This is a genomic window from Ornithinimicrobium flavum (genome assembly GCF_004526345.1).
Lineage (GTDB): Bacteria > Actinomycetota > Actinomycetes > Actinomycetales > Dermatophilaceae > Ornithinicoccus > Ornithinicoccus flavus.
Genome location: NZ_CP038213.1, coordinates 2,265,384 through 2,279,296, shown reverse-complemented (window position 1 = coordinate 2,279,296; position 13,913 = coordinate 2,265,384). Strand labels below are relative to the sequence as shown.

Annotated in this window: 16 protein-coding genes and 1 other RNA gene; 8 read left to right on the top strand and 9 right to left on the bottom strand. The window is 71.8% G+C overall.

Features of this window, described 5'->3' with window-relative positions; genetic code table 11:
- The first annotated feature begins 12 nt into the window (after positions 1–12).
- The 3 genes from E3Z34_RS10630 to E3Z34_RS17705 are packed head-to-tail and all read left to right on the top strand — an operon-like array spanning position 13 to position 2,491.
- On the top strand, positions 13–1,479 hold the full coding sequence (locus E3Z34_RS10630) for an RNB domain-containing ribonuclease (protein WP_134773572.1): 1,467 nt from the start codon (positions 13–15) through the stop codon (positions 1,477–1,479).
- Positions 1,476–2,315 carry an HAD family hydrolase gene (locus E3Z34_RS10625; RefSeq protein ID WP_134773571.1) on the top strand — a complete coding sequence of 280 codons (840 nt, stop codon included), beginning with the start codon at positions 1,476–1,478 and terminating at the stop codon, positions 2,313–2,315. The genes E3Z34_RS10630 and E3Z34_RS10625 overlap by 4 nt, the downstream gene beginning before the upstream one ends.
- Positions 2,316–2,320: 5 nt before the next feature.
- Entirely contained in the window at positions 2,321–2,491 is a 171-nt protein-coding gene (locus E3Z34_RS17705) for a hypothetical protein (protein WP_158288662.1), read from the top strand.
- Positions 2,492–2,501: 10 nt separating this feature from the next.
- On the opposite strand, the gene E3Z34_RS10620 is transcribed toward E3Z34_RS17705, so the two are convergent.
- The 5 genes from E3Z34_RS10620 to E3Z34_RS10600 all read right to left on the bottom strand — a co-directional run bounded on the left by E3Z34_RS10620 (position 2,502) and on the right by E3Z34_RS10600 (position 7,178).
- Positions 2,502–3,824, bottom strand: coding sequence for an acyltransferase family protein (locus E3Z34_RS10620; protein WP_158288661.1), 1,323 nt, complete (start codon positions 3,822–3,824; stop codon positions 2,502–2,504).
- Positions 3,825–4,277: 453 nt separating this feature from the next.
- Entirely contained in the window at positions 4,278–4,742 is a 465-nt protein-coding gene (locus E3Z34_RS10615; RefSeq protein ID WP_134773569.1) for a DUF4411 family protein, read from the bottom strand.
- 6 nt (positions 4,743–4,748) lie between these two features.
- Complete coding sequence (locus E3Z34_RS10610; protein ID WP_134773568.1) at positions 4,749–5,951, bottom strand: XRE family transcriptional regulator; 1,203 nt, start codon at positions 5,949–5,951, stop codon at positions 4,749–4,751.
- 83 nt (positions 5,952–6,034) lie between these two features.
- Positions 6,035–6,514 carry an HIRAN domain-containing protein gene (locus tag E3Z34_RS10605; RefSeq protein WP_158288660.1) on the bottom strand — a complete coding sequence of 160 codons (480 nt, stop codon included), beginning with the start codon at positions 6,512–6,514 and terminating at the stop codon, positions 6,035–6,037.
- Positions 6,515–6,728: 214 nt separating this feature from the next.
- Positions 6,729–7,178, bottom strand: a complete 450-nt coding sequence (locus E3Z34_RS10600) for a hypothetical protein (RefSeq protein ID WP_134773566.1) — start codon at positions 7,176–7,178, stop codon at positions 6,729–6,731.
- 58 nt (positions 7,179–7,236) lie between these two features.
- Here E3Z34_RS10600 and E3Z34_RS10595 point away from each other — a divergent pair, with 58 nt between their 5' ends.
- Complete coding sequence (locus E3Z34_RS10595; RefSeq protein ID WP_238695113.1) at positions 7,237–7,665, top strand: tyrosine-type recombinase/integrase; 429 nt, start codon at positions 7,237–7,239, stop codon at positions 7,663–7,665.
- Here E3Z34_RS10595 and rnpB read toward each other — a convergent pair.
- Together rnpB and E3Z34_RS10585 are read right to left on the bottom strand one after the other, a co-directional pair.
- Positions 7,659–8,042: RNase P RNA component class A (gene rnpB / locus E3Z34_RS10590), an RNA gene on the bottom strand. The two genes, E3Z34_RS10595 and rnpB, sit on opposite strands and share 7 nt — an antisense overlap.
- Before the next feature lie 70 nt (positions 8,043–8,112).
- A complete protein-coding gene (locus E3Z34_RS10585) occupies positions 8,113–8,772 on the bottom strand; it encodes an MBL fold metallo-hydrolase (RefSeq protein WP_134773564.1) in 660 nt (219 codons plus the stop codon).
- A 37-nt stretch (positions 8,773–8,809) separates the two neighbouring features.
- Here E3Z34_RS10585 and E3Z34_RS10580 point away from each other — a divergent pair, with 37 nt between their 5' ends.
- The gene (locus E3Z34_RS10580; RefSeq protein WP_134773563.1) at positions 8,810–10,267 is read left to right on the top strand and encodes a GuaB1 family IMP dehydrogenase-related protein; all 1,458 of its coding nucleotides are present in this window, start codon (positions 8,810–8,812) and stop codon (positions 10,265–10,267) included.
- A 33-nt stretch (positions 10,268–10,300) separates the two neighbouring features.
- On the opposite strand, the gene ppgK is transcribed toward E3Z34_RS10580, so the two are convergent.
- The gene (gene ppgK, locus E3Z34_RS10575) at positions 10,301–11,059 is read right to left on the bottom strand and encodes a polyphosphate--glucose phosphotransferase (RefSeq protein WP_134773562.1); all 759 of its coding nucleotides are present in this window, start codon (positions 11,057–11,059) and stop codon (positions 10,301–10,303) included.
- A 21-nt stretch (positions 11,060–11,080) separates the two neighbouring features.
- Positions 11,081–11,941 carry a type I methionyl aminopeptidase gene (gene map / locus E3Z34_RS10570; RefSeq protein ID WP_134773561.1) on the bottom strand — a complete coding sequence of 287 codons (861 nt, stop codon included), beginning with the start codon at positions 11,939–11,941 and terminating at the stop codon, positions 11,081–11,083.
- A gap of 53 nt (positions 11,942–11,994) precedes the next feature.
- Here map and E3Z34_RS10565 point away from each other — a divergent pair, with 53 nt between their 5' ends.
- From E3Z34_RS10565 to E3Z34_RS10555, 3 genes are read left to right on the top strand one after another with little or no spacing between them, the layout of a single operon-like run.
- Positions 11,995–12,228 (top strand): methionine aminopeptidase, encoded by a 234-nt coding sequence (locus E3Z34_RS10565; protein WP_134773560.1) that lies wholly within the window; start codon positions 11,995–11,997, stop codon positions 12,226–12,228.
- A complete protein-coding gene (locus E3Z34_RS10560; protein ID WP_134773559.1) occupies positions 12,229–12,576 on the top strand; it encodes an MGMT family protein in 348 nt (115 codons plus the stop codon).
- A 4-nt stretch (positions 12,577–12,580) separates the two neighbouring features.
- On the top strand, positions 12,581–13,909 hold the full coding sequence (locus tag E3Z34_RS10555) for a glutamine synthetase family protein (protein WP_134773558.1): 1,329 nt from the start codon (positions 12,581–12,583) through the stop codon (positions 13,907–13,909).
- The last annotated feature ends 4 nt before the right edge of the window (positions 13,910–13,913 follow it).

Here is a 13,913-nt window from a genome sequence, read left to right as displayed (position 1 = left end):
AAGGTGTGGGCCATGCTGCAGCGAGCGACGTCCCTGGCCTGCGACCCGACCGAGACGTCGACGGGGCGGCTGCTGGAGCAGGCCTTCGAGCAGGTCCGGGCCGAGCAGGAGGTGCCGGAGGAGTTCTCGCCCGAGGTGCGCCAGGAGGTGGCCGCCGGTGTCGCCGCACCCGACCTGCCCGAGCGCGACGAGACCGCCGTGGAGCTGGTGACCATCGACCCGCCCGGCTCCATGGACCTCGACCAGGCGATGCACATAGAGCGGCACGGGGAGGGGTTCCGGGTGCGCTACGCGATCGCCGACGTGCCGGCCTTCCTGCGGCCCGGGGGTGCGCTGGACACCGAGACCTGGCTGCGGGGCCAGACCGTCTACTGCCCCGACCGGCGCGTCCCCCTCCATCCCCCGGAGCTCAGCGAGGACGCGGCCAGCCTGCTGCCGGACGTGGTCCGCCCGGCCTACGTGTGGGACATCCGGCTGACGGCGACGGGCCAGCGCGAGAGTGCGGAGCTGTACCGGGCGATGGTCCGTTCGCGGCGGCGGTACGACTACGAGCAGGTGCAGGAGCTGGTCGACGGGGGAGAGGCCGAGGAGACGCTGATGCTCCTGCGCGAGGTGGGGGAGCTGCGGATCCAGCGGGAGTCCGACCGGGGCGGCGCCAGCCTGCCCATGCCCCAGCAGGAGGTGCAGGTCGGGGCGGACTGCGACTACGAGCTGCGGCTGCGTCCGCTCCTGCCGGCCGAGGACTGGAACGCGCAGATCTCGCTGCTCACCGGCATGGTGGCGGCGGAGATGATGCTCGAGGGCGGTGTGGGCATCCTGCGGACCATGCCGGTGCCGACCGACGAGGCGGTCGCCCGGTTCCGCCGGGAGGCGCGGGCCCTGGGGCGGGAGTGGCCGCAGGGTATGGCGTACGGCGACTTCCTCCGCACGCTGGACAGGGCGGACCCCGCCCACCTCGCGATCGTCAGCGCGGCGACCGCGCTCTTCCGCGGGGCCGGCTACACCGCCTTCGACGGGGAGCTCCCGGACGAGGGGGAGCGGGTGCAGGCCGCGCTGGCCGCGCCGTACGCGCACGTGACGGCCCCCTTGCGCCGACTGGTCGACCGCTTCGGGCTGGCCGTGTGCGAGGCCCTGTCGTCGGGGGACGAGGTGCCGGCGTGGGCCCGCGAGGCGTTGCCCCGTCTGCCGGAGGTGATGGCGCAGACCGGCCAGCGCACCAGGGCCGTCGACCGCGCCTGCATCGACGCCGTCGAGGCCGCCGTCCTGGCGGACAGGGTGGGGCACACCTTCCGGGCGGTGGTCGTCGACGGTCTCCCGCGGGGTGACGTCATCGTCCACCTCGACAACCCCCCGGTGAGCGAGGTGGCGCGAGGCAGCGCCGAGCTCGGCAGCCAGGTCAGCGTCCGGGTGGACGAGGCCGACATCCTGGCCCGTCGCGTCGAGCTGAGCATCGTCGAGGAGGAGACCCCCGCGCCGTGACCGCCTCCCAGCGGCCCGCACCCGCGGCTCCGAGCGTCGTCGCCACCGACTGCGACGGCACGCTGCTGAGACCGGACGGGTCCGTCTCCGCCTACACCAGGGACGTCCTGGACCAAGTGGCCGACCTGGGCGTGCGGGTGGTCCTCGTGACGGCGCGACCCCCTCGGTGGATGGACGAGCTGGCCGACCTCGGGGTGACCGGCCTGGCGCTGTGTGGCAACGGCGCCTTCACCTACGACCTCGCCGCGAGGCAGATCGTCGCCAGCCGGCTCATGGCCCGCGAGCTGCTCGGTGAGCTGCTGGAGGACCTGCGGCGGGAGCTGCCCGGTGTGACCCTCGCGACGGAGTCCTTGCGCGGGTTCGCCCGCGAGCCGGGGTTCATGCGCCCGACCGGGCGCAGCACGGGGCAGTGGTTGGTGGGGGAGATCCGTGAGCTGGCCCAGGAGCCTGCCGGCAAGATCCTCGTGACCCACCCCGACTGGTCCACCGAGGTCATCTCCGCGCGCGTCGCCCGGGTCGTCGACGGGCGTGCCGAGGTGGCGCACTCGGGGGCGGTCCGGCTCGGCGAGATCACCCCGCTCGGGGTGACCAAGGCGCTCGCGCTCGCGCACTGGTGCGCCGAGCAGGCGCCCAGCGTGCCGGCCGGCAGCGTGTGGGCCTTCGGTGACATGCCCAACGACCTGCCCATGCTGGACTGGGCCGGCACGTCCTTCGCCGTGGCCAACGCGCACCCCGACGTCCTGGCAATGGCTGACCACCACGTGCCCGCCAACGGGGAGGACGGCGTGGCGCGCACGCTCGCCGGTCGGTTGCTGGACCACCCTCCCGTAGACTGACCCGCATGGCCACCCCGCACCAGGACTCCTCCACGCCCGCCACGACCGCTCGCACCGTGCCCGTCGGGCAGAAGGACCCCCGGAGCATGAACACCGTGCTGCTCTACGGCATCGGGACCTTCGCCGCCTTCGCCGTCCTGTTCGTGCTGCTCGACCTCGTCAACGGCCACCTCTGATCCCCTGGGGTCAGCCGCGTGTCCCGGGGACCGGAGGACGCACTAGGAGGACCACGGCTGACAGCAGGAGGGCCAGCGCCAGCAGAGGTAGCGGCGCAGGACCGATGCCCCAGTGCCAGGCCAGGGCGGTGCCGCCCACCGCCAGGCCGGCCGACGGCAGCACCACCGCCGTACGCGTGCTGACCCGGCGGCGGTGCATCCGCAGCTCCCAGGCGCCGGCCGGCACCATCACCAGCCACAGCAGGCCGACGGCCAGCACCAGGTAGAGAGGCCGCAGGGCCAGCCACGCCCCCGTCCCCGCGGGCAGCAGCACCTCGGGGGCGAGCAGCCCCACGAAGGTCACCGCACCCAGCGCGGGGACGTGCCACAGGTAGATCAGCACCAGGCGGGGATTGAGCCAGCGCACCGCGGCCCGCACCGCCGGCGGGGGCACCCGGTCACCGACGACCCGGGCGAGCAGGGTCAGGACGGCCAGCTGCGCGACCCCCACCAGCGCCAGGGCCGCGTTGGGCGGGGTCAGGTTGGAGGTCGGCCGGTCGGCCATCCCGATGTTGGCCGGCGCGTAGGGCCCGGCCACGACCATCGCCAGCAGGGCGCCGACGGCGGCCAGCAGCACCAGCACGGGCACCCGAGCGGACCGGGAGCGCAGCGTGCCCCGGGCGTGCAGCACACCCAGCTGGTGGCAGAAGAGCCAGACCAGCACCAGGTTGGCCCACCGCGCCGGCTCGTAACCGACGGCTCCTGAGAACCACGCCAGGTCCACCAGCAGCGCACCGCCCAGCAGCACCCCCGGCACCACCCACCACCCGTGCCGGTCGTGGAGCGCCACCACGGCGGGAGCCACGACCAGGCACAGCAGGTAGACGACGAGGAACCACAGGTGGTTGCCGGTGACCGCGGTGAGCCTCCGCGCCGACCCCGGGTCGACCGCCGCGACCAGGAGGACAACCCCCATCGTGACGGTGACGAGCACCAGCACGGGGCTGGTGACCCGGAGCAACCGGGGCGCGAGGTATGCCGGGTAGCCGGTGCCCTCGGCGCGGTGGCGGTCGGCGAGGCGGGTGCCGGCGAACCCGGCCGCCAGGAGGAAGAGGGGCAGCACCATCAGGACCCAGGTCAGGGCGAGCACCACCGGGCCGGACAGGGCGGGGTCGGTCCGCATCGCCCCGTCGACCACGGTGACCCGGAGGAAGAGCCAGTGCATGACCACGACGACCCCGACCGCGACGATCCGCGCCAGGTCGACCAACCAGTCCCGCCCGTCGGCCGCCCCGCCGTGCTCGCTGGGGTCCACCCGTGCCGCGGCGCCGAGCGGCGTCGGTCGGCCTGGCACGCGGCTCATCATGGCACGGCCCGGGCGGCCCGGGGTGAGGGGCGCAAGGGATGGTGTGGATGAGTCGGCCGGCACGCCGGGAAGGGGCCGCAGGGCTTGATCACCGCTGGACCAGAGATGCACAACGTATTTGACCTGGGGAAACGTCGTTGGTCAGTAGTTGGTCATGGTGGGGTCTTAGCGGACCTTCTGAGGACGAATTGAGGATGACTGCTCTGCGCTCGGACCTCCCGTGGCCGGCGAGGTCCCGCTGTGGCGCTTCGACACGAAGGCGCCGCGAATACGCCCCGGCCGGATCGTCGTTGGCAAGGTTCGTCAGGCCGAGAGCCTGGACCTGCTCATTGCACTAAACAGCGGTCTTCCCAGGATTATCAGCAGCGTGATACGGATATGCCGGGTCGGGGCGTGGAAACGCCAAGTGCTCAGCAACACGCCCGGGACGAAGCCGTCGGCCTAGAAAGTCCAGCCCTGGTCCGAGATGAACTCCACGAGGGTCACGCAGGGGACGCCCATGGCGGCGCAGACGTCGGGAATCTTGGGCTTGTTGAGGTTGGCGGCCCGCTCCTCAGTGACGACAGCCCCGCCCTTCACCCGTGCCAGTCCGACGACGAAGGGGTCCGCGGCGTTGCGACCCTTGCCAGCGCCGAGGAGCTTCGGATGGGCGGCGAGGACCTCCGTCGTGGCGACCTGGACGTCCTCGTCCAGAGGCACGAAGAGGCCATTCTGGGAGCGGGCCCACGTGTGGATGGCGTCTCCGTCGCGCTTGGCGAGTTCCTTCTCTACCTCGTCCACGCAGAAGATTTCCTTGCTCGCAATCATGCCCTCAATCCGCTCCCAGACGCTCGGGAACGTGGCCGGGGGGAGGAGGTCGCGGCGCCCGTTGATGAGCGCGCTCGTATCGAAGGAGTACAGGCCCATCCGTCGCTACACCGCGCTGGCGTTGGACAGAGCGGCAGTTTCGGCAAGGCGGGGTAGTTGGCTAGCCTTGACGTTGAGGAAGGTCGCGGCGGTGTAGGTGTCGATGACGCGGCGGCGGTGGGCGTCCGTGACCTGGCGCACGTAGCCCTTGCCGAGGTCGCGGACAGTGTTCCGGTACCAGTTCCCGCCGGAAGCGCGGTCGCGGGCGGCGTCGGCTTCGTAGGCGGCCAGGAACTCCTCCCGCATGTCCGAGTAGAAACCCTCGGAGACGCGGCCGAGGGTCACGAGACGCCGGAGGAGGGCCTCGGCGCTCACCCCGAACGGGGCCGCGGCGGCTCGGAGGTCCTCGTAGGTCCAGGGCGTACCGTCCGCGGCCTTCCGTCGGACCACCGACTGGGCCAGCACCTCCGAGGCAGGGAGGAGCATCCCCGCGGCCAGCGCGTTGCATCGCGCCTCTAGCCGCCGATCCGGTGAGACCGCGCGCCGGTCCGTCACCATGTCGCAGAGGCCCTCCGTGTGGAGCAAAAGGTGCGCGTACTCGTGGAGAAGGGAGAAGAGGCGGCCACGCGGACTGTCGGCGCCGTTAACCACGATGACCGGGAGGGTGTCGAAGTAGAGCGAGAAGGCCCGCATTTCGTTCAAGGGGACACGGCCTCCGGCCGTCGCCATCACTAGGACGCCTGCCGCCTCCAGCGCCGCCACCCACGTGTTGAGGTGGTCGTAGGGCCGGTCACCCCCGCCGGGCAGAGCCAGCGGGCTGGCGCGGAGGAGTAGGGCGCGGGCCGCGCTGGCTATGGCCTCGTCCGAGTCGGGGAGCGGCGCGAGGTGCCACGTGGTCGGCGGCTCGGTGTCGTCCAGGTCGGCCAACTCCAGGGCGGCTTCTCGCTGAGCGTGCGCGCGGCGGAAGTCATCGTGAAGCGCGGGCGACCACGCGCCCTCATCCGAGCCCGCGAGTCGGCGGAAGTCGCGGAGCGTGTCGAAGTCCTTCGGCGGCTCGGGAAGGAAGAAGACGGCCAGCGGCCGCTTGTAGAGCTCCGCGGCCTTCCGGAGCTGCGCGATGGTCGGGCGCTCCTCGCCGGACTCCCAAGCGGCCACGCGGTCGTCTGGGAGGTCCAGTTTCCGGGAGGCGGCAACCTCGGTGAGATCGATGGTGAGGCGTGCCCAGCGCAAGACGCTGGGTTCGACCAGCGCGGGGATGGAGCGGGGCATAGGTCGATCTTGCCCCATGTCGGTGTGCGGCATCGACCATTTCTCCCCTGGTGTGGCGGGGGATGCAGAGAAGCCCCCCGGCCTTATCCCAGGTGCGCCGGCCGCGGGAGGTGGTCGGGGCGGGGCGAGAGCAGATGCTCGACCACCTCGGGAGCCGCGGCCAGGACCGTGATCTGGTCGCAGACCCGGCCGGAGGCCGTGCCGCGCAGGCTGATCGCTCGCAGCTCGATGCCCTTGTCGAGGATCTTCGCCAGCGAGCGCGCCTTGCCCTTGTTGACGTAGGCAGCCCTGGTCCGGTGACCCTCGGCGAGTATGGCGACCGCGTTCGGGTCGTGCTCGTTGTCCGGCTCACGGACCAGGCGGACGGAGGCGCCGGGGGAGAAGTCCCCAGCCTGGCACGCCGCCTTGTGGTAGGCCTCACCTCGGGCGGCGATGGCGAAGATGCCGGCACGCTGCAGGCGGCGGTCCTTGGGCCCGACCAGCAGGCCGGTGCTGTCCTCGCAAAGGGTGAGAACGTCCTCGTCTCCGGCCGTCGTGTACGGGATGAGGTGCAGTGGCGGCATATGGCCCAGCTCAGGGACGAAGCGGTCTACGTCACCCTCGGAGGGCACGTACCAACGACTCTCACGCGGCCGCGGCGGTATGTCGGGATTGTACTCGAGCCGCACCGCAACGCGCGGTGTCGCTGCCTCTCGAGGCCGCTCGGCAATCGCAGTCTCCGGCTTGCGCCCCAGCAGCCAGTCAAGAATCCCCATGCCTCGCCACCATAGCGGGCAGCTACATGCTCCCGCCGACGACTCCCGCGATGACCGCCGAGACGGCGCCCTCGAGGATCCGTCCGCTGCTCGCCCTGAGCGCGTCGGCGGCCTTGCGGAGGCGGCTGCGCTCGTCCTCACTCTCGACCTGCTCGGCAGCGGCGAGGATGGCGGCGACCAGCGCCTCCGTATGCGTCTCCTCGGCGGGCCACAGGTGCGCGGCCCGGCGACCGCGTTCGGTCAGTCCGGTGATGATGACGTCCGTGTCGCCGGCCAGGCTCCGGTGCACCTCGCCCTGCAGGTAGGGGCCAACCAGGGTGGTGAGCGAGTGGGCGACGTCGCGCGGCTCGAGGTCAGGCAGTCGCTTGGCGAGCTGGTGGCTGACGAATGGCTGGCCGCGGGTCTCCTCGAGTTGGTCAGCGACGGCGACCAGCACGGGGTAGTCGCGGGTGGTCCAGGTGTCTCTGCTCACGTGGCGACCGTACCGGTGGCCACCCTCACTATCGAACCCTCCGAAGACGGCGAGCTCGGTGAGGACCATTCCCCTTCCGCAGACCATCGTGGACGCGCTCGCTGCTCATCTGCAGGCGTTCCCTGCCGGTGACGACGGTCTCGTGTTCACCCGGCCCAGCGGGCGGCCCTGGAAGCGCTCGGCCTTCTCCGAGCACTGGACGAAGGCGCGCGAAGCGACGGGCAGCCCGCCCAGTGTCACCATTCACTCGCTGAGGCACTACTACGCCTCGCTGCTGATCCGGCACGGGGAGAGCGTCAAGGTTGTGCAGAGCCGCCTGGGCCACGCGACGGCCGCGGAGACGCTGGACACCTACAGCCATCTGAGGCCGGACTCGGAAGACCGAGCGCGCGCGGCCGTGGATGCGGTGCTGGGCGCTGAGGACGGGCTGAGGACCAGCGCGACCCGCTGCCAAATCGGTGCAGGTCAACGGGTCTGGTGTGGATGAGTCGGCCGGTACGCCGGGTTCTGTCCCCCCGCGCCGTCACCGGCACTGCGGGGGTGGCGGCCATCCATCTCGGGCATGCGTTGCCGCATACCTCCAGCGACCTACCCGTGCGCTCGGGCGGGCAGCCCTCGGGCGCGCACTGTCTGGTCTTGCTCCAGGTGGGGTTTACCTAGCCACGCCGGTCGCCCGGCGTGCTGGTGGTCTCTTACACCACCGTTTCACCCTGACCCACCGCGAGCGGTGGGCGGACTGCTCTCTGTGGCACTGTCCCGCGGGTCACCCCGGGTGGCCGTTAGCCATCACCTTGCCCTGTGGAGCCCGGACGTTCCTCGGCGGGATCCCCTCGCGGGGCCCGACGCGGCCGCCTGGCCGACTCATCCACGACCCACCATGCTAGCGGAGGCCGGCCAACGTCAGGACCGAGGTGGTCCCCGGCTGCCTGCAGCGTCATACCGTGGTGGTGCCCGCACCCCTGAGGTCGAGGACCTCGACGCCACCCTCGGCGCCGTGGTCGCCGATGTGGCTCACGTAGAGCCCTCGGCCGGCCTCCGACAGCAGTCCGTCGTGGATGGGCACCACGCCCCGCCGGGGGCCCACCCTGCGGACGAACTCGATGGTCTCCACCACCTTCGCCCAGGGGGCGTTGACGGCGACGCCGAGCAGGTCCACCTCGCCCGGGTCCCCGTCGAGGGCGTCACCGGGGTGGAACAGGCTCGGCTCATCCTCGGCCCGCAGGACGACCCCCAGGTTGCCGACCCGGGCCACGTAGGGGTGGATGACCGCGTGCAGGTCGCCGACGGGGGTGAGCGTCAGACCCCCGAGGTCCACGACGCCTCCCGCGGTCATCGACTCGGTCCGGGATCCGAGGCCGGCGCGCGCCAGCACCTCCGCCGTCTGCGGCTCCACGAGGACCTGCGCCCGAGGGTTGGCCCCCAGCAGGTCCGGGACCCGGGCGGGGTCGCAGTGGTCGGGGTGCTGATGCGTGATGACGACGGCGTCGAGGTCGTGCACCCCCTCCAGGTCGGAGAAGGTGCCCGGGTCCACCAGGACCCGGCGTCCTCCGGCGGCAACGAGGAGGCAGGCGTGGCCGAGGTGCGTGATCTCCATCCCTCCACCGTAGGGGCTGGCCGTACCCTTGGGGCTCGTGGAGTTCCTCAACGGCCTGCAGCCCACGCACGACCTCACCTACGACGACGTCTTCATGGTGCCGTCACGCTCCGACGTCGCCTCCCGGATGGACGTGGACCTCGCCACCCCCGACGGGGTCGGCACCACCGTCCCGCTCGTCGTCGCCAACATGACGGCGGTCTCCGGACGACGCATGGCGGAGACGGTGGCCCGTCGGGGCGCGGTGGCGGTGCTGCCCCAGGACATCCCGCTGCCCGAGGTGCGCCGGACGGTGGAGCGGGTCAAGGCCAGCCATCCGGTCTACGAGACGCCGATCGTCGTGGAGCCCTCGGCGCCGGTCGCCCAGGTGCTCTCGGTCATGCACAAGCGGGCGCACCACGCCGCCGTGGTCGTCGAGGGCGGTGCGCCGATCGGCATCGTCACCGAGCACGACTGCGAGGAGGTCGACCGGTTCGCGGCGGTGGCCGACGTCATGGTCGCGCCCCGCCTGGTCCTCGAGGACGGGGTCGACCTCCGGGAGGCCTTCGACCAGCTCGAGGTCACCCGGGCAGGGCTGGCCCCGGTGGTGGCGGGCGGGCTGCTGCGGGGGGTGGTGACGCGCCAGGGCATCGTGCGCTCGGGGATCTACCGCCCGGCCCTGGACCGCGACGGCCGGCTCCGGGTGGGCGCCGCCGTCGGGATCAACGGTGACGTCCCCGGCAAGGCCGCGACCCTGCTCGCCTCCGGGGTGGACGTGCTCGTCGTGGACACCGCCCACGGTCACCAGGAGAAGATGCTCTCCGCGCTCCCGCAGGTGGTCGCCGCCCGGGACACCCACGAGGCGGCGACGGGTGTGCGCGTCCCGGTCGCGGCCGGCAACGTGGTCAGCAGGGCCGGGGTGGAGGACCTGGTCGCGGCGGGGGCCGACATCCTCAAGGTCGGGGTCGGGCCCGGTGCCATGTGCACGACGCGGATGATGACGGGCGTGGGCCGGCCGCAGTTCTCGGCCGTGCTCGAGTGCGCCGACGCCGCGCGTGAGCTGGGCGCGCAGGTGTGGGCCGACGGTGGGGTCAAGCACCCGCGTGACGTGGCGCTGGCCCTGGCGGCAGGCGCGGCCTCGGTCATGGTGGGCTCCTGGTTCGCCGGCACCCTGGAGTCGCCGGGCGACCTCATCCGGGACGCCGACGGACGCCTCTACAAGGAGTCGTTCGGTATGGCGTCGGCCCGCGCGGTCAAGAACCGCACCCGGGACCTGTCCGCCTTCGACCGGGCCCGCTCGGCGCTCTTCGAGGAGGGCATCTCCTCCTCCAGGATGTTCCTCGACCCGGCCCGCCAGGGCGTGGAGGACCTGCTGGACCAGATCGTCTCGGGGGTCCGGTCGGCCTTCACCTACGCCGGTGCGCGCACCATCGGGGAGTTCCACACGCGGGCCGTGGTCGGCATCCAGGGCGCGGCGGGCTACGAGGAGGGGCGTCCCCGCCCGACCTCCTGGTAGCGGCAAGGGCCGGGGCACCGGCCCGGCCGCCGCTCAGCCGATGTGCTGCGCGTGCCAAGCGGCCCCGATGATCCCCGCCTCGTTCCGCAGCTCGGCCGGGACGATCGGGGCCCGCAGGGAGAGCAGCGGCAGGAACTTCTTCGCCTTCTTGGAGACGCCCCCACCCACGATGATCAGGTCCGGCCAGAGCAGCGCCTCGACCACCGAGTAGTAGCGCTGCAGCCGCTCGGCCCACTCCTCCCAGGACAGGTCCTCGCGCTCGCGGGCGCTGCTGGCGGCCCGGCTCTCCGCGTCGTGCCCGTCGATCTCCAGGTGCCCCAGCTCGGTGTTGGGCAGCAGCTCCCCGCCGAGGAAGAGGGCCGAGCCGATGCCGGTCCCGAGGGTGGTGAGCAGGACGACCCCCTGCTGGTCCCGCCCGGCGCCGTAGTGCACCTCGGCCACCCCGGCGGCGTCGGCGTCGTTGACCAGGTGGACCGGGCGCCCGAGCCGCTCGGTGAACATCGTGTCCGCGTCGAAGCCGATCCAGGCCCGGTCGATGTTCGCCGCCGAGCGGACCACCCCGTGGTGGACCACGGCGGGGACGGTGATGCCGACGGGGGAGTCCGAGCCCACCTCGTCGCTGAAGTGCTCGACCAGCTCGGCGACGACGTCCGCGACGGCCTCGGGCGTCGCGCCCTCGGGGGTGGGGATGCGCAACCGGTCGGCGGCCAGCTCGCCCCGCTGCAGGTCGACCGGAGCCCCCTTGATGCCGCTGCCGCCGATATCGATGCCGAGGATCGTCTGGGAAGCCATGGTCGACAGGGTATGCGGTCCTCAGGGCTGGGTGAGGATCTCCGCGCCGTCCTCGGTGATGAGGATGGTGTGCTCGAACTGGGCCGAGGCTCGGCCGTCAGCGGTCACGACGGTCCAGCCGTCGTCCCACTCCGACCAGCGGGGCGTCCCGAGGTTGAGCATCGGCTCGATGGTGAAGGTCATGCCGGGCTCGATGATCGTGCCGTAGTCCGGCGCCGCGTCGTAGTGGGGGATGACCAGACCGGAGTGGAACGCCTCGCCGACGCCGTGACCGGTGTACTCCCGGACGACCCCGTAGCCGAAGCGGTCGGCGTAGGCCTCGATCACGCGCCCGATGACGTTGATCTCCCGTCCGGGGCGGGCCGCGCGGATGCCCCGCATGAGGGCCTCCCGGGTGCGTTCCACCAGCAGGCGCACGTCCTCCTCCACCTCGCCGCTGAGGAAGGTCGCGTTGTTGTCGCCGTGGACGCCACCGATGTAGGCGGTGACGTCGATGTTGCAGATGTCCCCGTCCTGCAGCTCACGGTCGTCGGGGATGCCGTGGCACACGACCTCGTTGACGGACGTGCACAACGACTTGGGGAAGCCCCGGTAGCCCAGCGTGGAGGGATAGGCCCCGTGGTCGAGGAGGAACTCGTGGCCGGCCCGGTCGATCGCGTCCGTCGTGACCCCCGGGCGCACCATCGACCCGCAGAGCTCGAGGGCCTGCGCGGCGAGCCGACCGGCGACCCGCATCCGTTCGATGGTCTCGGCGTCCTTGACCTCGGAGCCGGAGAAGGGCCGGGGAGCTGGCCGGTCGACATACTCGGGACGGTCGATCGAGGCGGGGACGGGCAGACGCGGGCTGACCCTTCCGGGGGCGAGGGGGGAGGGGCGGGGCATAGGCTTCAGTCTAGGTGTCGCCCGGCGGGCGACCGGACGCACGAGGAGGACGTATGCCGTTCTGGTTCAACACCCGCACCAGCCAGGTCGAGTCGCACGACGATCCCGCACGGGCCCGCAGCGGGGACCTCATGGGTCCCTACGACACCGAGGACGACGCGGCCCGCGCCTACGAGATCGCCGCGCAGCGCACCGCGCAGTGGGACGAGGAGGAGCGCGCCGAGCAGGAGTGGAGGAGCGGTGACCCGCAGGCCTCCGACTGGGACAACAACCCTCTCAACGACTGAGTGGACGAGGTCGTCGTCGAGCGCGTCCTGCGGGCGGTCGAGCAGGTGCCGCCGGGCCGCGTCGTGTCCTACGGCGACGTGGCCGAGCTCGTCGGCATCGGCCCCCGGCAGGTCGGCTCGATCATGCGCCACTGGGGCGAGAACGTGCCCTGGTGGCGGGTCGTGAGCCACGCCGGGGACCTCGGCGGCGACCTGCTGTCGCGGGCCCGTCCGCACTGGGACGAGGAGGGGATCCCCGTCAAGCCCAACGGGCTGGGCTGCCGCATCGCCGACCACCGCGCGGACCTGGAGCGGCTGGCGGGCGACTACGCCCGGGCGGCCGCTGACCTGCCCGGTAGGGCAGGATGAGGCCATGAACCGCCAGCAGGAATACGTCCTCCGCAGCATCGAGGAGAGGGACATCCGGTTCGTCCGGCTCTGGTTCACCGACATCCTCGGGACGCTGAAGTCGGTGGCCGTGGCTCCCGCCGAACTCGAGCAGGCCTTCGTCGAGGGCATCGGCATCGACGGCAGCGTCATCGAGGGGTTCACGCGCGTCTACGAGGCGGACATGGTCGTCCAGCCCGACGCCGACACCTTCCAGGTCCTGCCCTGGCGGGAGCGCACCGCCCGGATGTACTGCGACCTGAACATGCCCGACGGCAGCCCCTCCGCCACCGACTCCCGCCACATCCTGCGTCGCACGCTGGGCGCGGCCGCGCAGGAGGGCTTCACCTTCTACACCCACCCGGAGATCGAGTTCTACCTGTTCAAGGAGCCCTACGACGCCGGCGCCGGGCCGGTGCCCGTGGACCAGGCGGGCTACTTCGACCACGTGGCGCGGGGGGACGGGCACGACTTCCGCAAAGCCGCGATCGAGATGCTGGAGCAGATGGGCATCTCGGTGGAGTTCAGCCACCACGAGGGCGGGCCGGGCCAGCAGGAGATCGACCTGCGCTACGCCGACGCGCTGTCGATGGCCGACAACATCATGACCTTCCGGACCGTGGTCCGCGAGGTCGCCATGCAGGAGAAGGCTTTCGCCAGCTTCATGCCCAAGCCCCTGGCGCTGCACCCGGGCTCGGGCATGCACACGCACGTCTCCCTCTTCGAGGGTGACACCAACGCCTTCTACGAGCCCGGTGCCCCCTACGAGCTGTCCCAGACCGGCCGTCGGTTCACCGCCGGCGTCCTGGCCCACAGCCGGGAGATCAGCGCCGTCACCAACCAGTGGGTCAACTCCTACAAGCGGATCTGGGGCGGCGGGGAGGCACCGGCCTACGTGTGCTGGGGCCACAACAACCGCTCGGCGCTGGTGCGCGTGCCGATGTACTCCATCGGCAAGGGGCACTCCAAGCGCGTCGAGATCCGCTCGCTGGACTCCGCGTGCAACCCCTACCTCACCTTCGCCGTCATCCTCGCGGCCGGGCTGCGCGGTGTCCGGGAGGGTTACGACCTGCCCCCGGAGGCCGAGGACGACGTGTGGGCGCTCACCGAGGCCGAGCGACGCGCGATGGGCATCGACCCGCTGCCGCAGAGCCTGGGCGAGGCGGTCGCCGTCATGGAGGAGTCCGAGCTGGTGGCCGAGGTCCTGGGCGAGCAGGCCTACGACTTCTACCTGCGCAACAAGTGGCAGGAGTGGAGCGAGTACCGCTCCCAGGTCACGCAGTTCGAGCTCGACCGCTACCTCCTGCAGCTCTGAGCAG